General features: G+C 67.1%; 16 protein-coding genes. 10 read left to right on the top strand and 6 right to left on the bottom strand.

The genetic code is table 11. The features are described 5' to 3' along the window. Positions 1 to 461 precede the first annotated feature (461 nt). From ACX40Y_RS04260 to ACX40Y_RS04245, 4 genes are all read left to right on the top strand, one after another. Positions 462 to 2,798: a TonB-dependent receptor gene (locus ACX40Y_RS04260; RefSeq protein WP_459118277.1), complete on the top strand. Its 2,337-nt coding sequence runs from the start codon at positions 462 to 464 to the stop codon at positions 2,796 to 2,798. 118 nt (positions 2,799 to 2,916) lie between these two features. Continuing rightward, positions 2,917 to 4,347 (top strand): aldehyde dehydrogenase, encoded by a 1,431-nt coding sequence (locus tag ACX40Y_RS04255; protein ID WP_459118276.1) that lies wholly within the window; start codon positions 2,917 to 2,919, stop codon positions 4,345 to 4,347. Between the two features lie 118 nt (positions 4,348 to 4,465). After that, positions 4,466 to 5,302: a p-hydroxycinnamoyl CoA hydratase/lyase gene (locus ACX40Y_RS04250; RefSeq protein WP_459118275.1), complete on the top strand. Its 837-nt coding sequence runs from the start codon at positions 4,466 to 4,468 to the stop codon at positions 5,300 to 5,302. A gap of 56 nt (positions 5,303 to 5,358) precedes the next feature. Further along, the gene (locus tag ACX40Y_RS04245) at positions 5,359 to 7,446 is read left to right on the top strand and encodes an acetate--CoA ligase family protein (protein WP_459118274.1); all 2,088 of its coding nucleotides are present in this window, start codon (positions 5,359 to 5,361) and stop codon (positions 7,444 to 7,446) included. Positions 7,447 to 7,464: 18 nt separating this feature from the next. Here ACX40Y_RS04245 and ACX40Y_RS04240 read toward each other — a convergent pair whose 3' ends face one another. Both ACX40Y_RS04240 and ACX40Y_RS04235 read right to left on the bottom strand, forming a co-directional pair. After that, a complete protein-coding gene (locus ACX40Y_RS04240; RefSeq protein ID WP_459118273.1) occupies positions 7,465 to 7,932 on the bottom strand; it encodes a MarR family winged helix-turn-helix transcriptional regulator in 468 nt (155 codons plus the stop codon). A 58-nt stretch (positions 7,933 to 7,990) separates the two neighbouring features. After that, positions 7,991 to 9,208, bottom strand: a complete 1,218-nt coding sequence (locus ACX40Y_RS04235; protein ID WP_459118272.1) for a UbiH/UbiF/VisC/COQ6 family ubiquinone biosynthesis hydroxylase — start codon at positions 9,206 to 9,208, stop codon at positions 7,991 to 7,993. Between the two features lie 139 nt (positions 9,209 to 9,347). Between ACX40Y_RS04235 and ACX40Y_RS04230 the strand changes: the two genes are divergently transcribed. The 4 genes from ACX40Y_RS04230 to ribA all read left to right on the top strand — a co-directional run bounded on the left by ACX40Y_RS04230 (position 9,348) and on the right by ribA (position 14,486). Beyond that, positions 9,348 to 11,696, top strand: a complete 2,349-nt coding sequence (locus ACX40Y_RS04230; protein WP_459118271.1) for an FtsK/SpoIIIE family DNA translocase — start codon at positions 9,348 to 9,350, stop codon at positions 11,694 to 11,696. Positions 11,697 to 11,812: 116 nt separating this feature from the next. Then, the gene (locus ACX40Y_RS04225; protein WP_459118405.1) at positions 11,813 to 12,400 is read left to right on the top strand and encodes a LolA family protein; all 588 of its coding nucleotides are present in this window, start codon (positions 11,813 to 11,815) and stop codon (positions 12,398 to 12,400) included. Positions 12,401 to 12,639: 239 nt separating this feature from the next. Continuing rightward, positions 12,640 to 13,422 carry an exodeoxyribonuclease III gene (locus ACX40Y_RS04220; protein WP_459118270.1) on the top strand — a complete coding sequence of 261 codons (783 nt, stop codon included), beginning with the start codon at positions 12,640 to 12,642 and terminating at the stop codon, positions 13,420 to 13,422. After that, positions 13,419 to 14,486, top strand: coding sequence for a GTP cyclohydrolase II (ribA, locus tag ACX40Y_RS04215; protein ID WP_459118269.1), 1,068 nt, complete (start codon positions 13,419 to 13,421; stop codon positions 14,484 to 14,486). Before ACX40Y_RS04220 ends, ribA begins: the two co-directional genes overlap by 4 nt. On the opposite strand, the gene ACX40Y_RS04210 is transcribed toward ribA, so the two are convergent. Then, positions 14,487 to 15,995: an MFS transporter gene (locus ACX40Y_RS04210; protein ID WP_459118268.1), complete on the bottom strand. Its 1,509-nt coding sequence runs from the start codon at positions 15,993 to 15,995 to the stop codon at positions 14,487 to 14,489. It abuts the gene before it with no gap. Between the two features lie 110 nt (positions 15,996 to 16,105). Between ACX40Y_RS04210 and ACX40Y_RS04205 the strand changes: the two genes are divergently transcribed. Both ACX40Y_RS04205 and ACX40Y_RS04200 read left to right on the top strand, forming a co-directional pair. Next, positions 16,106 to 17,434, top strand: a complete 1,329-nt coding sequence (locus tag ACX40Y_RS04205) for an oligogalacturonate lyase family protein (protein WP_459118267.1) — start codon at positions 16,106 to 16,108, stop codon at positions 17,432 to 17,434. Positions 17,435 to 17,501: 67 nt separating this feature from the next. Further along, entirely contained in the window at positions 17,502 to 18,260 is a 759-nt protein-coding gene (locus tag ACX40Y_RS04200) for an IclR family transcriptional regulator (protein ID WP_459118266.1), read from the top strand. 19 nt (positions 18,261 to 18,279) lie between these two features. On the opposite strand, the gene ACX40Y_RS04195 is transcribed toward ACX40Y_RS04200, so the two are convergent. The 3 genes from ACX40Y_RS04195 to ACX40Y_RS04185 form a co-directional block, all read right to left on the bottom strand. Further along, a complete protein-coding gene (locus tag ACX40Y_RS04195; protein WP_459118265.1) occupies positions 18,280 to 21,897 on the bottom strand; it encodes a TonB-dependent receptor in 3,618 nt (1,205 codons plus the stop codon). A 232-nt stretch (positions 21,898 to 22,129) separates the two neighbouring features. After that, a complete protein-coding gene (locus ACX40Y_RS04190; protein WP_459118264.1) occupies positions 22,130 to 23,032 on the bottom strand; it encodes an amidohydrolase family protein in 903 nt (300 codons plus the stop codon). 26 nt (positions 23,033 to 23,058) lie between these two features. Then, positions 23,059 to 23,805 (bottom strand): SDR family NAD(P)-dependent oxidoreductase, encoded by a 747-nt coding sequence (locus ACX40Y_RS04185; protein ID WP_459118263.1) that lies wholly within the window; start codon positions 23,803 to 23,805, stop codon positions 23,059 to 23,061. Positions 23,806 to 23,812: the final 7 nt, after the last annotated feature.

The raw sequence follows: 23,812 nt of genomic DNA, 5'->3' as shown, positions 1-23,812 counted from the left end.
CATCAACGCGACCGCTTTTAGGCTCGCCCCCATGCGCACTGAACGGCCGACAATGGGGCGCATAGCGGTCGCAAGCCGCGCCATGCCGGGCCAGAAAATCGCACACACAATGGTAGGAAAAGTGGTAGGCCGGTGTTGCTGGTCCCGTAATTATTCTCTTTATATCAGTGTATTATGAGAAAATCTCAACTTCCTCCCGCTCCGCCACTTACCCGTCTCCAATGAACATCGCAGACTCGCAAGTTGCCGCTTGACGCACGTCGCATCCGCGTGCGTCAAGCTGCTGGAATTGATACGACACATAACTGTTATTGACTCAAACTAACAACAATGAGAGCCTTCCTCCAATATCGGGACAATCGATAGATCCCGGATCTGGGGAGGTTTGCATGGCTCGATTTGGGGCTCGCATGCGTGCGCGCTTGGTTTGCAGCGCGGCTGCGCTGATCGCTTCCGGCGACTTGGTCCCTTCTCTGGCGCTGGCGCAGACATCGGACACCACGCCGACGGCGTCGCCCGAATTGACCGACGCCCAGACCGCCGAGATCATCGTTACCGCGCGCCGGCGGCAGGAGAGCCTCCAGGATACGCCGGTCGCGATCACCGCGCTCAGCGCCGAGATGCTCGCCGACCGGCAGATCCAGCAGACCCAGGATCTGGAACGCGTCACCCCCAGCCTGCAGTTCAAGCCCGCGGGTCAGCTTTCGGGCAACAGCGCGTCCTCGGTGGTGTTCATCCGCGGCGTCGGCCAGGTCGATCCGACGGCCGCCGTCGATCCGGGCGTCGGCATCTATCTCGACGAGGTCTATCTCGGCCGCGCGGTCGGCGGATCGATCGACTTTGGCGACATCGCCGGCGTCGAGGTGCTGCGCGGCCCGCAAGGCACGCTGTTCGGGCGCAACACGATCGGCGGTGCGATCCTGGTGCGGACGCAGCAGCCCGAACCCGGCGTCTGGAACGGCCGGGCGCGGTTCCGGGTGGGCGAGTATAATCTCCGTGAGGGCTTTGCCGCGCTCAACATCCCGATTGCCCCGACGCTGGCGGCGCGGGTCTCCGGCGGGTTCCGCAAGCGCGACGGCTATGTCATCCGCGATTATGACGGCCGCGATCTGGGCAACGACAATGGCTATTCGTTCAACGGCGCACTGCGCTGGCAGCCCTCGGCCGATTTCGACCTGTCGATCCGCGGCGACTATTCGAAGCGCGACGAGAACGGCGCGCCATTCGTGTTCGCCGGCATCAACGAACAGGCACCGGTTGCCGCGATCGCCAGCGTCGCGGCGGGATGCCCGGGCGCGACGATCCCGTTCGCGCCGCTGACCCCCGGTAATCCGCGCTTCGGCGCGCCCAACGTGCCGATGATCAACGATGCCCGGTGCGCCAACGACCTTCAGGCGAAGGGCCCGTTCGTCAACGGCGGCACCGCCGAGGTGAAGAGCTCGTCCGAGGTGTGGGGCGTCGGCGCCACCGCCACTGTCCGGCTGACCGACGTCGCCGCGGTCAAGCTCATCACCGCCTATCGCAGCACCGAATCGCGCGGCATCCGCGACGCCGACAACACGCCGCTGCTGCTGATCACCACCGATGTCGGCGCCAAATCGGCCCAGTTCAGCCAGGAGGTCCAGCTCCAGCTCGACTGGGGCTCGGTCAACGCGATCGCCGGCGGCTATTATTTCAACGAAGTCACCGACGAACGCGCGACGGTCTATCTCGCCTTCCCGCCCTCGCCGCCGGTGATCGGCTCGCTGCTCGGCGGCGGGCCGGGATCGCGCGACCTTCAGGTCTCGCGGCTCAAGACCGACTCGCTGGCCGGCTTCGGGGAGATCAGCGTCAAGCCGATCGACGGCCTCGAACTGACCGGCGGGCTTCGCTACACCACCGATCGGAAGACCTTCCTCGGCACCGTGTTCAACCTGTTCCCGGCATCGCTGCCCGACCCCGACCCGCTGCCCACCAAGGCGATTCCCGAGGGCGGGCCGCTGTTCCTCTATCACCGCCCCTTTGCCCGCAGCTTTTCGGCGCTCACCGGATCGGCCAGCATCCAGTATCGCTGGTCGCCGGCGATCAGCACCTATGCCTCCTATGCGCGCAGCTTCAAATCGGGCGGGTTCAACACGCGCTACAATGCGGCGCCGGCCGGCAACGTGCCGCTGCCGTTCGACGAGGAAAGCGTCACCAGCTACGAAATCGGCGCCAAGACCAATATCGGTCGGGTGCGGTTCAACCTGTCGGCATTCCAGGCCAATTATGACGATATCCAGCTGATCTTCCGCCAAGGCGTCGTCCCGCTGCTGTTCAACGCCGGCAAGGCGCAGATTCGCGGCATCGAGGCCGAACTCAGCTACCGCGCACCCTGGGGCCTGATCCTCGATGCGGGCGCGAGCGTGCTCGACGACAAGATCAAGAGCATCACGCCGGTGCCGGGCGCCACCGCCACCGTCGCGCCGGGCGACGACCTGCCGCTGACGCCCGCGCTCCAGGCCAATTTCGGCCTCGGCTATGAGCTCCACCTCGGTGGTTCGACGACGCTGATCCCGCGCGTCGACGGCAGCTACACCGCCAAGGAAACCTTCATCACCGGCAGCATCCCGCTGATCGAGGAGGACGGCTATTTCGTCGGCAACGCATCGCTGACGCTGAAGCTGATGGACCGGTACGAGATCAGCGCGGGCGTCAACAACCTGCTCGATTCGCGCTATCTGATGCAAGGGAACGCCTCGCTCGGCACGCTGGGCTATGCCGAGCGGATGTATGCGCGGCCGCGCAACTGGTTCGTCCAGCTGTCCGGCAGCTTCTGACGGTGGCGGTGCGAGCGGCAGCGCCTGCCGTCCCGCGCCGCGCCCGCGTCTCGCCTCGCACGACCGGCTTGCAACCGCGTCAAACAGGTTATAAGCTATAACAATAGGAGAGGCGCTTATGGCAACCATCGCACCGCCAAAGGGCGGCAAGGCCAGTTTTACCCGACTCAACCCGATTACCGGTGACGTCGCGACGACGGCCCCCGCATTCGACAACGATGCAGCAAATGCCGCAGTGGAAGCGGCGGCGACGGCGTTCATCGCCTGGTCGGCGCTGGGGCCGAATGCCCGCCGCGCCATGCTCAACAAGGCAGCGACGGCGCTGGAGGCCAAGGCCGACGCCTTTGTCGACGCGATGATGAACGAGATCGGCGCCACCGAAGGCTGGGCGCGGTTCAACCTGATGCTCGCTGCATCGATGGTGCGCGAGGCCGCATCGCTGACCACCCAGATCGGCGGCGAGGTGATCCCGTCGGACAAGCCGGGCTGCATCGCGATGGCGGTGCGCGAACCGGTGGGGGTGATGCTCGGCATCGCGCCATGGAACGCACCGATCATCCTGGGCGTCCGCGCGGTGGCGGTGCCGCTCGCCTGCGGCAACACGGTGGTCCTCAAGGCCAGCGAACAATGCCCGCGCACGCACAGCTTGATCGCCGAGGCCTTCGCCGAAGCCGGCCTGCCCGAAGGCGCGGTCAGCATCGTCACCAACGCGCCCGAGGATGCCCCCCGCATCGTCGCCGCGCTGATCGATCATCCCAAGGTCCGCCGCATCAACTTCACCGGATCGACCGCCGTCGGCCGGATCATCGCCAAGCGCGCGGCCGAGCATCTGAAGCCGGTTCTGCTCGAATTGGGCGGCAAGGCGCCGCTGATCGTGCTGGAGGACGCCGATCTGGACGAGGCGGTGAAGGCCGCCGCGTTCGGCGCGTTCATGAACCAGGGCCAGATCTGCATGTCGACCGAACGGATCATTGTCGTCGAGGCGGTGGCCGATGCCTTTGCCGAGAAATTCGCGGCCAAGGTCGCGTCGATGCCGGTCGGCGATCCGCGCGAGGGGAAGACGCCGCTGGGCGCGGTGGTCGATCAGAAGACGGTCGATCATGTGAAGTCGCTGATCGACGATGCGACCGCGAACGGCGCGCGCCAGCTGACCGGCGGCGCGGCCAACGGCGTGCTGATGCCCGCGCATGTGATCGATCACGTCACGCCATCGATGCGCCTGTTCCGCGACGAGAGCTTCGGCCCGGTGGTCGGCATCACCCGCGCGCGTGACGAGGCGCATGCGATCGAACTGGCCAACGATACCGAATATGGTCTCTCTGCGGCCGTCTTCACGCGCGACACCGCGCGCGGCCTGCGCGTCGCGCGGCGGATCAAGTCGGGCATCTGCCACGTCAACGGCCCGACCGTGCATGACGAAGCCCAGATGCCGTTCGGTGGCGTCAAGGCATCCGGCCATGGCCGTTTCGGCGGCAAGGCGGGGATCGATTCGTTCACCGAGCTGCGCTGGATCACGATCGAGACCGAACCGGGCCATTACCCCATCTGAGCGCCGGCCCGGCGCGCTTACCCCCCAGGGGGCGCACCGGCGGGGCGGACAGGATCTGCCCGCCCCGCCCATAATTTGCCCGGGCAACGTCCCGGCCGACCGAACGAAGGAACTCCGCATGACCGAACTGAGCAGCAACGGCGTCGTTGCCTATGATGTCGAAGACGGCATCGCCTGGGTACGATTCAACCGGCCCGAAAAGCGCAACGCGATGAGCCCGACGCTCAACCGCGATATGATGGCGGTGCTGGACGCGCTGGAATTCCGTGACGATGTCGGCGTGCTGGTGCTGTCGGGCGAGGGCGCGGCCTGGACCGCCGGCATGGACCTGAAGGAATATTTCCGCGAGACCGAAGCCGAAGGGCTGAAGGGCACGCGAAAGGCGCAACGCGAAAGCTATGGCTGGTGGCGCCGGCTGCGCTGGTATCAGAAGCCGACGATCGCGATGGTCAATGGCTGGTGCTTCGGCGGCGGCTATGGCCCGCTGTTCGCTTGCGACCTGGCCTTCGCCGCCGAGGAAGCCAAGTTCGGCCTCAGCGAGATCAATTGGGGCATCCTGCCCGGCGGCGGCGCCACCAAGGTCGCCGAAGCGCTGATGCCGTTCCGCAAGGCGATGTACCATGCGATGATGGGCGAGAATATCGACGGCCGCACCGCCGCCGAATGGGGCCTGGTGAACGAGGCGCATCCGCTGGCGACACTGAAGGACCGCGTCGCCGAGGTCGCCCATGTGCTGCTCCAGAAGAACCCGGTGGCGCTCAAGGCGACCAAGGACGCGATGCGCCGCGTCGTCGGCATGGGATATGACGATGCCGAGGATTATCTGGTCCGCGCGCAGGAAGCCGCCAACTCGTTCGACAATGAGGGCCGCAAGGAAGGCATCCGGCAGTTCATCGACGAGAAGAGCTACAAGCCGGGCCTCGGCGCCTATGACAAGGACCGGGTGAAGGGCTGAACCCCCACCCGCGCCACGGCGCCCCACTGCATTCCAGACCCGATCATCGAGGATTCATGGCCGACCTTTCCCGCCTGCTCGCCCCGCGCTCGGTCGCGATCATCGGCGCATCGCCGACGCCCGGCGCCTTGGGCAACAGCGTGATGCGCAACCTCGAACGTCACGGCTATGCCGGGGCGATCCACCTGATCAATCCGAAGCGCGACACGATCGACGGGCGGCCGTGCCTCAAGTCGATCGCCGAGCTTCCCGAAGGGGTGGACGCCGCCGCGCTCGCCATCCCGGGGCCGGCGGTGCTCGATGCGGTGCGGGCGCTGGCGGCGCGGAAATGCGGGGCCGCGATCATCTTTTCGGCCGGGTTCGCCGAAGGTGGCGATGAAGGGATCGCCGCGCAGGCGGAGGTGGCCCGCATCGCCGCCGAACATGGCATGGTGATCGAAGGGCCGAACTGCCTGGGCATGGTGAACCATGCCGCCGGCGTGCCGCTCACCTTTGTCGAGGTGCCGGTGCTGGACCTGGCGGGCAAGCCCGGCGTCGGGATCGTCAGCCAGTCGGGCGCGATGGCGGTGGTGCTCGGCACGACGCTGATGGCGAAGGGGCTGGGCATCACCCTCTCGGTATCGACCGGCAACGAAGCCGCGTCGGGCGTGGAAGACTATGTCGAGCATCTGATCGACGATCCGGCGACGCCGGTGATCGGCATGATCGTCGAGCAATTCCGCCAGCCCGCCCGGTTCCTGGCACTGGCAACACGCGCGCGGCTGGCCGGCAAGACGATCGTGCTGCTGCACCCCGGCACCTCCGCCGCCGCCCGCGAATCCGCCGCCACCCATACCGGCGCGATGGCCGGCGACTGGCCGCTGATGCGTGCCAAGGTGGAGCGCGCGGGCGTGGTGCTGGTCGACAGCCTGGAGGCGCTGGGCGACGTGATGGACATCGTCGCGCGGGCACGGCCGGTGGGTCGCGGCGGCGCGGCGGTGCTGACCGAATCGGGCGCGTTCAAGGCGCTGACGCTCGACCTTGCCGATCGCATCGGGCTCGCGCTGCCGGCACCGGCGGACGAAACCGCCGCCGCGATGCGCGCCACCATCCCCGATTTCATCCCGGTATCGAACCCGATGGACCTGACCGCGCAGGCGCTGGTCGATCCCGATCTGTATCGCCGCACGATGGCGCCGCTGCTCGCCGACGATCGCTTCGCCGCGCTGGTACTGGGGATCATCCAGACCGACGCCGCGACCAGCGAGCGCAAGTTTCCGCCGATCATCGACGCGGTGCGCGCGCTGGCGCCCGAAAAGCCCGTGCTGTTCGCCGGGCTGGACGACGGCGCGCCGGTGCCGGCCGACTATATCGAAGGACTGCGGGCGATCGGCGTCCCCTATTTCCCGACCGCCGACCGTGCCTTTCGCGCGCTGCGCCACCTCGCCGAACGCGCCGAGCGCGATTTCGCCGCCGTCGCCGCCGATCCGATCGCGATCGATGCGCCGCGCGGCGTGGTGCCCGAATATCGCGCGAAGCAGCTGCTGGCGCCCGCCGGCATCCCCTTCCCGCGCGGCGGCTTTGCGGCGACGCTCGACGAGGCGCAGGCGGTTGCCGCATCGATCGGCTACCCGGTCGTGCTCAAGGCGCAGTCGGCGGCGCTGAGCCACAAGAGCGATGCGGGCGGCGTGATCCTGGGCATCGCCGATGCCGACGCGCTGGCCGCCGCCTGGACGCGGCTTTACGACAATGTCGCCGCCTATGACGGCTCGATCGCGCTCGAGGGCGCGTTGGTCGAGGCGATGGGCGAGCGCGGCACCGAACTGATCGTCGGCGCGCGCAACGATCCCGAATGGGGGCCGATCCTGCTGGTCGGCTTTGGCGGCGTGACGGCCGAGCTGCTGCACGACGTGCGGTTGCTCGCGCCCGACCTTACCCATGCGGCGATCGTCGCCGAGCTGCGCGCGCTGCGGCAGGGCCAGCTGCTCGACGGCTATCGCGGCTCGCCCGCGCTCGACGTGGATGCGGCGGCGGCGGCGATCGGCGCGCTGGGCCGGGTGATCGCGGGGACGCCGTCGATCCGCGAGGTCGATCTCAATCCGCTGCTGGTCTATCCGCGCGGCAAGGGCGTGATTGCGCTGGACGCACTGATCGTCGCCGACTGACCCGCCCGCGGCGCGGCCTCAGGCCTCGTCGGGCTCGACGCTGCCGTTGCTGCTGCGCTCGATCCGGCCGAGCAGATCGAGCAGGGTGGCCCGCTCTGCGTCGCTCATGTCGGCTAGCATCTTGCGCTCATGCGCCTCGATCCGGCCGACCGCATCGGCGAGTGCCGCCGCGCCCGCTATGGTGAGCGTCAGCGAAAAGGCCCGGCGATCGTTCGCGTCCACCGCCCGGTCGATCAGGCCCATCTCGACCAGCTCGGTGATCAGCGCCACCATGTTCGCGCGCTTGATGCCGAGAATGCGGCCGACCGAGCCCTGGTTGATCCGCGGATTGGCCGAGACGACCGACAGCACCGCGAACGGCACCTGGCGAAGCCCGGTCCCCTCCATCGCCGCCGTGAAATCCGCGGCAAAGGCGCTCGAGGCGCGGCGGAGGTGATAGCCCACCAGCGGCGTCAGGGCGCCGATGCTCTCTTGCTCTTTCGACATGCAATCGTTGCAAGCCATGTTTCGCCCCCCGCGTCAATTGTGGGCCATGCGCCAGTGCTCAGGCCGCAAAGCCCTGCAGCAGCTTGGGCACATCGCCGCTTTCGCCACGCGCCTCGCCCATGAACCAGCGCTTGAGCGGCGGCAGGCGATCGACCGCCGACAGGCCGAAGCGGCGCACGGCGTTGGGCAGCGCGCCCGGCACGCCGAACAACCGGGTCAGCCCGTCGGTCGCGAGCGACACCATGACGGTATCGAGCCCGCGCCAGCGCTGATAGCGGGCGAGCAGCTGCGGATCGCCGAGATCGAGGCCAAGCCGCTTGCCGTCGACCAGCACCTCGACCAGCGTGGCGACGTCGCGGAAGCCGACATTGACGCCCTGTCCCGCGATCGGATGGATGCCGTGCGCGGCATCGCCGACCAGCGCCAGCCGGTCGGCGGTGATCCAGGCGGCATGGTGGAAACCGAGCGGATAGGAGGACCGCGATGACAGCGGCCCGAGCTTGCCCAGAAAGCCGCCCATCTTCTTCTCCGCCTCGGCCAGATAGGCGCGGTCGGAAATCTTGTGCATCGCGACGGCATCGCGCGCGTTGACCGTCCAAACCACCGCCGAGCGGTGGCCGTTCGCATCGTCGAGCAGCGGCAGAATCGCAAACGGCCCCTGCGGATAGAAAATCTCGAAGGCGATGTTCTCGTGGCTGCGTTGATGCCCCATCGTCGCGATCATCGCGGCATGGTCATAGGTCCAGCGCGCGACCTTGAGCCCGGCCGACTCGCGCGTCGGCGAATTTCGCCCCTCGGCGACGACGAGCAGCTGCGCCCGCACCGTCGCCCCAGAGCTGAGCATCGCGACCACCCCGGCGGGGCCGCGCTCGATCGAGACGGCGCGCGTCTGCATGCGGACATCGGCGCGCGGCGCGGCCTGGGCCGCCTCGAACAGCGCCTGGCGCAGCACGCGGTTTTCGAACATGTGGCCGAGCGCACCCTCCTCGCCATCGGGCGCGAAGTCGAGCTTGCCCGGCGCCAGCCCGTCGGACACGCGAATGCCCTCGATCGGGCAGCCCTTGCCGGCCAGCCGATGATCGACGCCGATCGCCTCGAACATCCGCATCGGCGCACTGGCGATCGCCGAGGCGCGGCCGTCGAAATCCGCCGCCAGGATCGTCGCCGGATCGGCCGGATCGACGACGATCGAGCTGAGGCCGTGCGCATCAAGCGCAGTCGCGAGCGCGCTGCCGACCAGCCCGCCGCCAAGGATGAGAATGTCCGCCTGGTCCATGAAGACAGCCCTAGCAGGTTCGGCCGCGCGTGCCAGCCGTCTCGCGGAACAGGTGCCCCCCGCCCGACCCGCCTTGACGCGCGAGTCCGCAGGCGCGATGATTTCGCGGCTTTTTTCCTGACAGACCGGAGGCTGGACGATGGCGTCCCGCGCACAGACGCCGCATTGGCGCGACACGATGAAGGCCGGAGTCCGGCGCAGCGGGCTGGTGATCGCGGGCGTGACGCTATTCGCCGTCACCGCGGCGCTGCTGCTCGCGCTCGTCAGCTATCGCTCGGCGGACCCGTCGCTCAACACCGCCGCGGCAGGGCCCGCGCGCAACTGGATGGGCGGCGTGGGCGCCTGGGCGGCGGACCTGTTCTATTCGACGCTCGGGCTGCCCGTGCTGATGCTGGTGCCGGTCGGGCTGATCCTGGCCCGGCGGCTGATCACGGACGAGCCGACCACCGGGTGGCGGCGGATGCTGGCCGGTGCCGCGATCGCCACCCTGCTCGCCGCGATCGGCCTTTCACTGCTGCATATCGACTGGTCGCTGCCGCTCGACTGGCGACTGCCCGGCGGGATGGGCGGCGTGATCGGTCTCGCTGTCGCCGGCGGCGCCGACTGGCTGATCGGCCTGGCCGGCAATCCCACGATCAGCTTCTGGGTCGGGCGCGGGCTGGGGCTCGTCGCGCTTTGCGCAGCGATCTGGCTTTGGTGGCGGCGGCTGCAGTTGCGCCTTCCCGCCGGCGTGCTGCGCATGCCGCAGCGCGCCGATCGCAGCGCCGTGGCGCGCCAGTCTGATATCGATGGCGAGCCCGCTGTGCGCGTGCGCGACCCCGCACCGCTGGTTGCCGACGTGCCGCGCACGGCAGCCGAACCGCGCAGGCAGGTGGTGCCGGACAATCGCCCCGGCCCGACGATCGCCGATCGCAGCGTGGCCCTTTCCCCGGCGCGCACCAAGCCGCCGGTGCAGACCTCGCTCGACTTCAAGGACAGCTATCAGCTGCCCCCGCTCGACCTGCTTGCCCCGCCGCCGGCAAACGCCAATGCGACGATCGACAAGGCCGCGCTGGAGCGCAACGCCCGGCTGCTCGAAAGCGTGCTCGAGGACTTCCATGTGAAGGGCGAGATCGTCGAGGTGCGCCCCGGCCCCGTCGTCACCATGTACGAGCTGGAGCCGGCGAGCGGCATCAAGGCCAGCCGCGTGATCCAGCTGGCCGACGACATCGCCCGCAACATGAGCGCGATCTCCGCGCGCGTCGCGACCATCCCCGGTCGCACCGTGATCGGCATCGAACTGCCCAACGCCACCCGCGAGGGCGTCAATCTGCACGAACTGATCGGCAGCCAGCAGTTCGAGGAACAGGGCGCCACGCTGCCGCTGGTGCTCGGCAAGAACATCGCCGGCGAACCGGTGATCGCCGATCTCGCGCCGATGCCGCATCTGCTCGTCGCCGGCACCACCGGCTCGGGCAAGTCGGTGGGCCTCAACTGCATGATCCTGTCGCTGCTCTATCGGATGACGCCCGAGCAGTGCCGGCTGATCATGATCGATCCGAAGATGCTGGAACTCAGCATGTACAAGGACATCCCGCATCTGCTCGCCGACGTGGTGACCGATCCGCCCAAGGCGGTGCGCGCGCTGAAATGGGCGGTCGAGCAGATGGAGGATCGCTACCGGATGATGGCATCGGTCAACGTCCGCAGCCTGGCCAGCTTCAACGACAAGGTTCGCGCCGCCAAGGCCAAGGGCCAGACGCTCGGCCGCAAGGTGCAGGTCGGCTATGATCCCGATACCGGCAAGCCGATCTATGAGGAGGAAACGCTCGACCTTCAGGTGCTGCCGCTGATCGTCGTGATCGTCGACGAGCTTGCCGACCTGATGATGACCGCCGGCAAGGAAGTCGAATTCCTGATCCAGCGGCTCGCACAAAAAGCGCGCGCGGCGGGCATCCACCTGATCATGGCGACGCAGCGCCCTTCGGTCGACGTCATCACCGGCGTGATCAAGGCGAACCTGCCGACCCGGATCAGTTTCCACGTCACCTCGAAGATCGATTCGCGCACCATCCTGGGCGAGCAGGGCGCGGAGCAGCTGCTGGGCAAGGGCGACATGCTCTATATGTCCGGCGGAAAAGGCATCACCCGCGTCCACGGCCCCTTCGTCAGCGACGAGGATGTCCAGGCGGTCACCGATTTCTGGCGCGCACAGGGCGCGCCCGACTATATCTCGGCCGTCACCGAAGAGCCCGAGGATGGCGGCTTCAAGCTCGACGGCGAGCCGGAGGGCGAGGACAGCCCCGAGCAGCAGGCCTATCGCCGCGCGGTTCAGCTGGTCGCCGAAAGCCAGAAGGCGTCAACATCCTGGCTCCAGCGCCAGCTTCGCGTCGGCTACAACTCGGCCGCGCGCCTGATCGAGCGGATGGAGCAAGAGGGGCTGGTATCGCGCCCCGATCATGTCGGCCGCCGCGAAGTGCTGATGGATACCGAAGGGCGGCAGCTCTAAAGCGGATCGAATCGGGGTGGCAACGGGTTCACAGCCCGTTCAAGCCCCGCCCGCTATCCGGGCCACCAGCAATTCGGAGAACGACACCCGTGTTTTCGCGCCCTCTGGCCCTGTCGATGCTGGCCGCGCCGATGATCGTCGCCGCCGCACCGGCGCCGGCACCCGAGCTTGCCCAGGTGCAGCAGCACCTGAAGGCGATTTCCACCATGACCGCCAATTTCTCGCAGGAAGATCGCAACGGCCGCATCGTCACCGGATCGATGACGCTGAAGCAGCCGGGCAAGATCCGCTTTCAGTATGAAAAGGGCGTGCCGCAGCTGATCGTCGCCGACGGCAAGAGCCTGTATTTCATCGATTATCAGGTGCGCCAGCTGCAACGCTGGCCGATCGGAAACTCGCCGCTGCGCGTGCTGCTCGATCCCAGCCGTATGGAAAGCTATGCGTCGGTGAAGCCGACCGGCGATTCGCGCATTCTCTCGGTCGAGGTGCATGACCCCAAGCACCCCGAATATGGCCGCATCACGATGGTGTTCCAGCGCGACGCCGCCGGCCCCGCCGGGCTCAAGCTGCAGGGCTGGGTGGCGCTCGATGCGCAGAACAATCGCACGACGATCCGGCTGAGCGACCAGAAATTCAACGCGCCGGTGAGCGACGCGACCTTCCGCTGGAAGGATCCGCGGCCGCAGGGGCCGCGCAGCCATTGATCGCAAAATAGCGAACCGTTCATCGCCGCGACAGGTTCGCCCCGCTAGGGGGGAAATGCGGAAGGGGTTTTCTACCCGGGATTTTTCCCCCTGTTGCCCGGGATTCTACCCCATCCCGCCTGCGTGACGAACGCTAGGTCGGCCCTCGCTCCATTGCCCCCGGAGCGGGGGCCTTTCCTTTTCGGCAACCCCGCCATGATATACTGGCACTTCGCGGCGGAGTTGCTACATCGGCGACCGTGAAGATCGCCTCCTGGAACATCAACTCCGTCCGCTTCCGCATCGCCATCGTCGAGCAGTTTCTGCGCGAGGAAGCCCCCGACATCCTGTGTCTCCAGGAGACCAAGGTGATCGACGGCGATTTCCCCGAGGCGCCGTTCCGCGAGCTGGGCTATACCCATATCATCAAGCACGGCCAGCGGATGCACCACGGCGTCGCCATCGTCAGCAAGGTGCCGCTGGCGGAGGATGACCGGCTCGACTGGCAGGCCAATCAGGAAGCGCGGCACGTGGGCGTGCGGCTGCCGAACGGGGTGCGGCTCGAAAATGTCTATGTCCCCGCTGGCGGCGACGTGCCCGATCGCGAGGTGAACCCGAAATTCGGCCAGAAGCTCGATTTCGTCGCGCGGATGACCGAATGGTCGGCCACGCTCGACGTGCCGACGATCCTCACCGGCGACTTCAACATCGCCCCGCTCGAATCGGACGTGTGGAGCCACAAGCAGCTGCTCGACGTCGTCAGCCACACGCCAATCGAAGTCGAGGCGCTGGGGCGGTTGCAGGCGGCGCATGGCTGGATCGATCTCGGCCGCAAGTTCATCCCCGCCCCGGCGCGCTGCTATACCTGGTGGAGCTATCGCGCGAAGGACTGGGCGGCATCGGATCGCGGCCGCCGCCTCGATCACATGTGGGCAAGCCCCGCAATCGGCGACAAGGCGACCGCCCACCGCGTTTGCGAGCCGTGCCGATCCTGGCTCAAGCCGTCGGACCATGTGCCGATCGTGACGGAGTTCGACTTTTGAGCGATCCGCGCGCCGCCGCTCACGCTGTCGACGCGCTGCGCCGCGGGTGGCCGATCGCCATTCGCGGCGCAGGCGGCACGCTCAGGCTGCTCGCGATCGAGACCGGAGATGGCGAGCGGTTGGCGGCATTCGATCCCGCCGGCACCGCGCCGGTGTTGCTCTCGGCCGGCCGCGCGGCGACGCTGAAGCTCGCCAACCAGCGCGACGCGGCAACGCCCGATGCGCCGGTGCTGGTCGATCGGGTGGCGTGGCTCGATTTCGATGCGGCGACCGCGCTCGCCGATCCGCAGTTCGACCTCGCCACACCGCTGAAGGGCCCGTTTCGCGCAATACCGGTGGTACAGGCCGACGCCGCGACGGCCGCGCTGCGGCTGGCGCGGATCGCCGGTCTGCTGCCGGCCTTCTTCGTGCTCGAAGGCGATGCCGGGGATGCCGAGGATCCGATCACCCTCGCCGATATCGACGCGCATGAGGATGCCGATCGCCTGCGCATTGTCGGCCGCGCGCGGCTGCCGGTGGAGGCGGCCGAGGACGCCGAGATCGTCGCCTTCCGCACCGACGAGATGCCGGGCGAGCATATCGCGCTGCTGATCGGCCAGCCGAACGGCGAAGCCCCGCTGGTGCGGCTCCACAGCGAATGCCTGACCGGCGACATGCTCGGCAGTCTGAAATGCGATTGCGGGCCGCAGCTCAAGGCCGCGATTGCCGAGATCTCGAAGAGCGGCTGGGGCATCCTGCTCTATCTGCGCCAGGAAGGGCGCGGCATCGGCCTGATCAACAAGCTGCGCGCCTATGCGCTGCAGGACCAGGGCTTCGACACGGTCGACGCGAACACCCGGCTGGGCTTCGCGATCGATGCGCGCAATTTCCGCGTGGCGGCGCGGATGCTGACCCTGCTCGGTCAGCCACGCATCCGGCTGCTCACCAACAACCCGCAAAAGGTGGAGACGCTGCGCGCGGCGGGCATCGATGTGGCCGAGCGCGTGCCGCACGTGCTGCCCGCCAATCCGCACAATGCGCGCTATCTGGCGACCAAGCGCGACCGGACGGGCCACGAGTTCTAGTCAACTCCGTCGCGCCGCCACCGGGTTCCGGCCCCATAGCTGGTCGTAGCGCCAGCCCGACAGGTCCTCGACCGTCATCCGCGTTTCAGGCGAAAGCGGCTGGCGCTCGCCGCGCTTGAACCGGTCGATTTCCGCCATCAGCACGTCGTGCGTCGCGGCATTGAGGCGGAAGCGCAGCGAGACAAGGATGCCCGCCGCGAGCACGACCGTGGTGCCGATGCCGAGCACCAGCGCGATCGTCTGGACGGCCTGCGCGCTCTGCACCGCCGCGCCCTTTTCATAGCCGCCAGCGCTCATGATCGCGCCGACGCCCGCCACTGCTGCGGCCTGGGTGAGCTTGCGGACAAAGGTCATCACGCCGGCGAACGCGCCCTCGCGGCGGCGGCCGGTGACGATCTCGTCGACATCGGCCATGTAATTGTACGTCGCCCAGGGGATGTAGTTGAGCGCGCCGCGGCCGAGCCCCGCCAGCGCGATCGGTAGCCACAGCCACGCGCTGCCCACGCGCACGCCCGCCCCCCATTGGACGAGCAGCGTCACCACCCCACCCGCGAAGCTCAGCGCCGCCAGCTGATAGGCGCGGGCGGGCGAACTGCGCAGCGCAAGGTTGATCGCGAGCAGCACCGCGACGAACTGAACGACATACATCGTGCCGAGCAGCGTCGATACCGCGCCGATCGAGCCGGCCAGCGCGAACACGACGAAGAAGGTGAAGGCGGCGTTGAACACGTCCTGGCTGATATAGCCGCCCAGATACATGCCGAGGTGCAGGCGAAAGGCGCGGATGCGGAAGGTGGCGAACAGGTTGGAATAAAGCTCGCCGATCGCGGCACCGACGGTCGGTCGCGGCGCGCGGGCGGGCCGAAGCGCTGCGACTTCGGCGGCCGGCCGCTCCCAGCTGAAGCGATAGAGCAGCCCCGCCGTCAGCATGAACAATGCCGAAAACAGGATACCCATATAGAGGAAGGTCTCGGCGCTGTTCTCGCCCAGCGCCTTGATCAGCATGCCGGGCAGGAACCCGGCCAGGATCGCGCTCGCCTGGGCGAACAGGATGCGAAAGCCCGCGAACTTGGCCTTGGTGCGATAATCGCGCGCCATTTCGGCGGCGAGCGTCTCGTACGGGATGATCTCCATCGCATAGACAAGCTCGAACAGGACATAGGTGACGAGATAATACCAGAAGCCCTGCCCCGCGACCCACATGATAGCGAACGAAGGGAGCAGCGGAATCGCCGCGAGGATGAAGAAGCGCCGCCGGCCGAAGCGCCGCCCGAGCGCGGTTTCGCCCATATTGTCCGAAAGATGCCCGATCACCGGCGACGCGATCGCATCGAGCACGCGCGCGACCGTGAAGATCAGCGCCGCCTCCCACGCCTCCAGCCCGCAAAACTGGGTGTAGAAGATCAGCACCCAGCCCGAAATGACCGCCATCGAACCCGCGCCGAGCACGTCGTTCGACCCGTAAGCGAGATAGTTGTACCACCGGACGGGGCGGGGGGCGCTGGCCATGCTCTCTCCTGGACTCCGGCTTTCGCGGGCGCGTGCCGGCTGCTTTACTCCATATTATGAACTGCTATCATACTATGTGAAACAACATCAAGCGGCTTGGGAGAGCGTTCATGGCACAAGGCGGGCACCGGGCGTGCGGGGCGGTGGCGGCGCTGCTTCTCTGGCTGTGGGGGGTGCCGGCATGCGCCGACCCCGCCGCCGAATGGGTCGATCCGACCACCGGCCACCGGGTCCTGCGGATCAGCCGCGAGCCGGGCACGGTCAGCCTCTATTTCACCCAGAACAGCTTCCTGCCGCAGGGCGATGCGCTCGCCGTCACCACGCCCGCGGGCATCGCGCTGGTCGATCTCGCCCACTGGACAATGCGGCCGCTGGTATCTCGGCCGGGCGCCGTGATGCTGTTCGCCGGCCGCCGCACGCGCACCATCTATTTCGCCGATCGTGCGCGCGACGATGCCGGCGGCCCGTTCGGCATCTATGCCGTCAATGCCGATAGCGGCGCGGTGCGGCGGGTGGCGACGGTGCCGGGCGGATGGATCGGATCGATCAACGCGGATGAGACGCTGTTGCTCGGCCAGGTCGCCCGCCCGGTCGTGCCGCTGCGGCCCGACGGCACGCTCGCGCGGGCGGAGGGCGAAGTGAACACGCCGGGCGTCCACGATTATCGCGCCACCGGACCGGACGGAAAGCCGCTGACCTATGCCGAGGCCAAGGAGGTTCATCTGAACCGCAGGCTCGACGCGAAGGTGCCGATGGAAATCTTCACGATCGATCTGCGCAGCGGCCGGCGCCGCGTGGTGACGGCATCGACCGACTGGCTCAATCATGTCCAGTTCTCGCCCACCGATTCGCAGCAGATTCTTTATTGCCACGAAGGGCCGTGGCACCGCGTCGACCGGCTATGGGCGATCCGCGCGGACGGCACCGGCAAGCGGCTGCTGCATCGCCGCACCATGAACATGGAAATTGCGGGGCATGAATTCTTCTCGCCCGACGGCAAATGGGTCTGGTACGATCTTCAGACACCGCGCGGCGAGGTGTTCTGGCTTGCCGGGGTCGAACTCGCGACGGGCAAGCGGCGCTGGTATCCGGTCGCGCGCAACCAATGGTCGGTGCATTACAACCAGTCGCCGGATGGCAGCCGCTTCTCGGGCGACGGTGGCGATGCCGAGATGGTCGCCCACGCACCCGATGGCAAATATCTCTATCTGTTCGCCCCGCACGCGATCCCCGACGGCGCCGGCATCCATGCCGACAACGCCGCCGATCTGATCGAACCGGGCTCGCTCTCGGCCGAAAAGCTGGTCGACATGCGGCGCCAGGACTATCGGCTGGAGCCGAACATGATCTTCACCCCCAACGGCAAATGGATCCTGTTCCGCGGAAATTTCGAAGGCGCGTCGCATCTTTACGCCGTCGAGGTGGCGAAGGCGCGATAGGCGCCGTGCGGACGCACTTTACCCCGCCGCCACGGCTGCTACCGCCTGGGGCGGAGGAGAGGCGAGGATGACCGAGGACAAGGCTGCGCCCCGCGCGGGCACCCAGACGCTCGAACGCGGGCTCGATCTGCTCGACCTGCTGGCGGAGCAGCCGCACAACATCCGCGATCTCGCCGCGCGATCGGGCCTGACGCTGTCCACCGCGCGGCGGCTGGCGCTGGCGCTGCTCGATCGCGGGTTCGTTGCCGAAGGGCGCGACGGCCTGGCGCTGGGGCCGAAGCTGATGCAGCTCGGCGTCCACGCGCAGGAGCGGATGAACATCGTCGAGATCAGCCGCGAGCCGCTGCGCGCGCTGGCCCATGCCACCGGCATGCCCGCCTTTCTGGGCGAGCGCGACGGCGATCATTCGGTTCATCTTCACCGCGTCGGCGGGGCGCAGCGGGTGGTGGTCAACACGCCGGTCGGCACCCGGCGTCCGCTCGCGGAAACCAGCCTGGGCAAGGCGTTGCTGCTCGACGAAGCGGCCGACGCCCTCGATAGGCTGCTGGCCCGCCGCCCGACGCCGCAACCCCGCGACGCGCTGCTGGCCGATCTTGATGCCGCACGCACCCGCGGCGTGGTGGTGCACCGCAGTCCGCCGCCGGACGATCTGCGGGCGGTGGCGGCGCCGGTCCGCGATGCCGCCGGCCGCATCGTCGCGGCGATCAGCATCGTCAGCCCCGCCCAATATGTCGAGGATGGCGCGCTGGAGGAGCTTGTCGGCCGGGTGCGCGACACGGCCTCGACGATCAGCGCAGCGCTCGGCCACCCCGCCACGGCGGAATGACCGGACGCCGCACCGATCCTTACCCGCCGAAGCGGACGCGCACGCCGCCCATCACGCGGCGGCCGCCATAGATTTTGCGGAACACGCGCGGCGTCCCGTCGGCGAAGGGCACGTAATCGCCGCTCGAGAAGGTCTGCGATTCACGCGTGACGTTCCGCCCTTCCATATAGACCTGGAAGTTGCGGTTGATGTTGTACGAGATCTTCGCGTCGAAGAAGGTCGTGGCGTCGGAGAAGCGCGGCACACCGGGGTTATAGCCGGGGCCGACCAGCCGGACGTTGGTCCATTGTTCGCCCGGATAGTTGATGTCGATATTGTTGCCGCCGCACGGCGTGATGCAGTTGAAGCTCTCGCTGCGCTTCTGCATCGCCAGCCGCATGTTGAGCTTGCCGTCGTCGTACCAGATCGAGGCATTGGTGTTGTAGCGCGATTCGTTCGGCGGCAGCATGATGTCGCCGGTCAGCGGATCCTGCTGGCCCGAGGTGGCGGCCGAGGCGAGGATCGAGAAGTTCACGTCCGCGCCGGTATATTTGAGGAACCAGGGCAGGAAGGTGAAGGCCGTCTTCGCCTGGAATTCCCAGATGTCGCGCTTGTAGCCGGGGCCGTTGTCCCAGGTGGGTACGTTGAACTGCAGGTCCGCCAGCGGCAGGCCGGTCGCGGGATCAGTGACGTCGCTGCCGGCGAACGGATATTCGACTCGGGTTACGGCAATCGGGTTTCCGACCTTTACATCCTGCTTGCCATAGGTGACCGCGAGCAGCGTATCGCGATTCGCATACCATTCGAGGCTCGCATTGTAGTTCCATGAAATGAACGGCTTGAGCCCAGGGTTGCCAACACGGCCGCTCGAGCAGTTGTTGACGTCCTCGCCCTCCAGCGCCAGTCGCTCGTCGATCGTGCACGTGCCGCCGGGAACCAGATAGTTCATGTTCGGGCGGGCGAGGTTCTTGCCGCCATAGAGACGCAGCACCAGCGAGTCGTTGAAGCCCCAGAAATTGAGGTTGAAGGTCGGCAGCCAGTCCGTGGTGTCGCTGTCGAGCGTCACGTTGCGGCTGAACGACTGCGACGTCGTGCCGCCGGCCGCATTGGGATTGTTGGGATCATAGCTGCTCGTCACCCGCACCGAGGTGATCGTCTGCAGACCCGAGCCCTTCACGCGGATGAACACGCCGCGCACGCCGACATTGCCGGTGATGCGAATGCCCCAGGGGATCGGCTGTTCGAAATCGAACATGCCATAGATGTTCTTGATCGTCTCGTCGGCGCGGGTGACGGGCTGGTCATAGACATTGCCGTCGCTGCCGACACAGGTCTTGAGGCAGTCGAAATTCATGAACTCCGACGCGCCGAGCGCCTTGAACAACTCGTCGGTGCGGATGCCCTGCCATGCCGGCGGCAGGTTGCCGCGATTGGGCAGATCGCCGAAATAGGCCGAATCCGGTGCCTCCAGCGTGCGCGCGAACAGTTCCTGCAGCTGCTGCGGCGTCAGCGTGTCGACGCCAGACCGCGCCGTGCGCGGATCGGTGCTGGGCGTGTAGCCATAGTTGCAGGGCACGGTCGACGTCGCGGTCGGCTCGCAGGCGCGCAGCGTGCCGCGGACGATCGCGGTGGGAACATAGACGCCGGGGACGAAGCCGGGCTGGCCGAACGTGCCCACCGACGTGCTGACGGTGTAGCCGCCATTGTTCCAGCGGGCGATTTCGTTGTTGCGGTACATCGCGCCCACCTTGATGCGCGTGATGAACGGCAACAGATCGTCCGTGTCATAGGTCAGGTCGAGCTTGGCGATCTTCTCGGTCGCCTCGCCCAATGCCGGGGTGTATTGCACGCCGAACGACGGCGTCGTCAGCGGCAGTTGGCCGACGGTATAGGCCGGGCTTGCCGGCACGAATTCGGTGGCGGTGACGGCATTCTGGCCGATGCAGTTCGGCGGCGTGCCCGCACCGATGCAGCGCGGCGCGCTCAACTGGACGAAGTTGGCCGGATCGGTCTCGTCATAATCGGCGGGCAGTTCGATGTCCCACAGCCCGTTCGACTGAAGCGCCAGCTTTGCGTCGCCATAGGTATAGGATCGCGAGGTGCGCATGTCGCCACGGCTCGTGGTGGCCTTGGTCATGCCTGCCATGCCCTCGATCAGCACGCGCTCGCCCTGCCATTCGAAACCGGCCTGATAATATTTGGTCTCGGTATCGATGCGGTTCTCGATCTGGTCGATATTGACCGCATTGTTGGTCAGCGTCATCGCGGTGACGTTGTGGGCGTCGTCCACCACGATGCTGTCGGGCACCACGTTCAGCACATTGCCGATCGTCGCGTTGTTGGCGACGCTGTTCAGCCCGTCATACAGATGATAGCCGGCCGGGCCGTCGGGGTTGACCGTGCGGACGCGCGGATAGCCCCCGCTCGCGGGCGAATCGAGGTAGGTGCCCGCCACATTCTGTCCGAACAGCGTCACCGGGCTGCGGCTGCGGAACTGGTCATGCACCTTGCGATTGGCGATCGTGGTCTTGGCGAACACGGTCAGCCTGTCGGTCACGCGGAAATCGAGCCGGCCGTCGAACGAATAGCGTTCGTCGGTCTGCGTGCTCATGAAGTTGCGGATCAGCGACGGGGTATAGTCGTTCCACTGGTTGAGGCAGGTCTGCTGTTCCAGCGTGCGCTGGTTGCGCTGCGCGCTGCTGCCGGTGGGATTATAGGGAAACAGCGCGAAACAGTCCGCCTTGCTCTGTGCCGAGGCCGATTTAGTGATCAGGCTGCGCGGCGTTTCGGTGCTGTTCGCGAAAACGACGTCGGCGGCATCGGTGCCGATCGTATCGACATTATATTCGAACGTCTTTTCAGGCGACTGGTCGAAATCGAACAGGCGCGCATAGCCGCGATTGCCGCTCGTCGTCGTCTCATACATGTGGCCGTTGTTCTGCAGCTTGCTGTACGTGCCGCTGACGATCACGCCCAGCCGGTCGTTGAAGAACTTGTCGGCGAACACCCCGTTGAAGTCGGGGGTCCAGTCCTTGCCCAGCGAATTCTGGCTGGCGCCGCCGCGGATCGAGAAATAGGGTTTCTTGAAATCGAGGCCGGTGCGCGTCTTGATCTGGACCGAACCGCCCAGCGAGCCCTCGGTCATGTCGGCGGTGGAGCCCTTCACCACGTCGACCGACTTGACGATTTCCGCCGGCAGTTCGCGCAGATCGGCGCCGCGGCCGCTGGCGCCGCCGATGGCCAGGCCGTTGGTGCTCTGCACGCCGATGCCGTCGAGTTCGACGCGGGTCAGGTCCGGCCCGTTGCCGCGGATCGCGATGCCGTCGCCTTCGCCGAATTCGTTGCGGCTGAGCGCGACGCCCGGAATGCGCGAGATCGCTTCGTTGACGTTACGATCGGGGAAGGAGCCGATATCGTCGGCGACGATCGAATCGGTCGCGGTGCGGGCGTTCTTCTTGCGCTCATTGGCCGATTGCTGGCTCGCGCGCGAACCGACGACGATGATCTCTTCTTCCTGCGCGCTGCTCAGTTGGTTCGCGCCGCCGTCCCGCTGCGTCGTCTGCGCCTGCGCGGTACCGGCAACCGTCAGCATCAGCCCCAGCACCGCCCAGGATGCCGTTGCGGCGATCTGCCGGCGCGAATCGAATCCCCTGCTCATGTCGTTCCCTCTCCTATCTGGGCGACGGCTGCCCGATCCGCGCCTTTCCGCGCGGTTCCCGCCGCTCTACTCCCCGGGAGCGCGACCCTTCGTCCGCTACTCCCACATTGTGAACAGCTTATTCACTTGTTAGAACAGTATCACGTTTTGATGGGTGCGCAAGGCAGGGCTGACAAAAACGCTGACAAATGATGAACGGCGTGTCGCGCGCCGCCCGCGCCGAACAATTCGCCTAGAGCTGAAGGCCCAGGCGATAGAAGCGGTTGGCGTTGCCGGCGAACAAGGCCCGGCGCTCATCGTCGCTGAACCCGGCGGTGATCGCGTCATAGGCATCGAGATGCGCCGAAAAGCTGCCGAACAGCTTGTCGGTCGGAAAATCGCTGGCGAACATCGCGCGATCGGCGCCGAACAGCTCGATCGCCTCGAGCAGATAGGGCGCGACCTGCTCGCGCCGCCACGGCCGATGGGTAAAGCCCATGCCGGACAGCTTGACCGCCACGTTCGGCAGCGCCGCCAGCGCCTGCATCCCCGCCCGCCACGCCGGCCATTCGCCCGGCACCGCCATGCCGGCATGGTTGACGATCACCTGCACCTCGGGATGCCGCGCGATCAGCTGGGCCAGTCCCGCGAACTGCCCGGGATAGGCCTGAAGATCGAAGCTCAGGCCATACTTGCCGAGCAGGGCAAAGCCGCGCGCCCAGGTCTCGCCCTGCGTCACGTCACGCGCGGTATAGCTGCGCCGCGGATCGGGGTGCCAGTTGACGATATGGCGGATGCCGCGCACCGCCGGATGGGCCGCATGGGCAGCAAGCAGTTGCGCCACCCCCGGATCGTCGAGTGCGGCGAAGGCGATGATCGCGTTCGGCATACCGCGCGCGTCCGCCATCGCCTGTAGCCATTCGGTCTCCGCCAGCGCCGCCTCGGGCGCGGCGCCGGCATCGACATGGACGATGCCGCGCACGTCCCAGCCCGCCGCATCCGCCAGATAATCGTCGAGCAGATAGGTTCGCGCGATCGGCTCGACGCTGCCGTTCGGGCCGTCGTCGGAAAAAGGCGGTGTCAGCCACGGATAGGCGATCCGCTCCAGATCCCACAGATGCACATGCGCATCGACGAACGGCAGATCGCGGGCCATCGCCTATCCCCCTCCCATCGCTCCGGTCAGTAGGTCGTCCGCCCGCCCGACGTGTCGAAGGTCGATGCGGTGGTGAAGCTGCATTCATCGCTCGCCATGAACAGGATCATCGCGGCGCTCTCCTCGGCCTCGCCAAGCCGCCCCATCGGGATGCGCGAGCGCATATAGTCGACCTGGCTCGGCGGCAGCTGTTCGAGGATCGGGCTTTCGAACGTCGCCGGGGTGAGCGCATTGGCGATCACGCCCTTGCCGGCCAGTTCCTTGCCAAGCGACTTGGTGAAGCCGATCACGCCGGCCTTGGATGCCGAATAGGCGGAAGCGTTGGGATTGCCTTCCTTGCCCGCCACCGAGGCAACGTTGACGATGCGGCCATAGCCGTTCGCCAGCATGTGCGGCACCACTGCGCGACAGCAATAGAACAGGCCGTTCAGATTGATGTCGATCACCCGGCGCCAGCTGTCGAGCGGGAACTCATGGACCGGCACCGTCGCGCCGGTAATCCCCGCCGAACAGACCAGGATGTCGATCTTCCCCAGCGCCGCCGCGGTCGCCGATGCCGCCTGCGCGACCGCATCGGGGTCCGACACGTCCAGCCGCTCGGTATGTGCCCCCAGTTCGCTCGCGGCAGAGGCAAGCTGATCGGCATTGACGTCCCAGAGCGCGACCCTGCCGCCCTCCGCCACCAGCCGCCGTGCGACGGCCAGCCCCAGGCCGGAGGCGCCGCCCGTAATCACCGCCGCGCGCCCGGCAAACCGTCCTTGATAGATGTTCATGGCTTTG

It is taken from the genome of Sphingomonas sp. RS6 (genome assembly GCF_054489705.1).
This window is presented reverse-complemented; position numbering and strand designations above follow the sequence as displayed.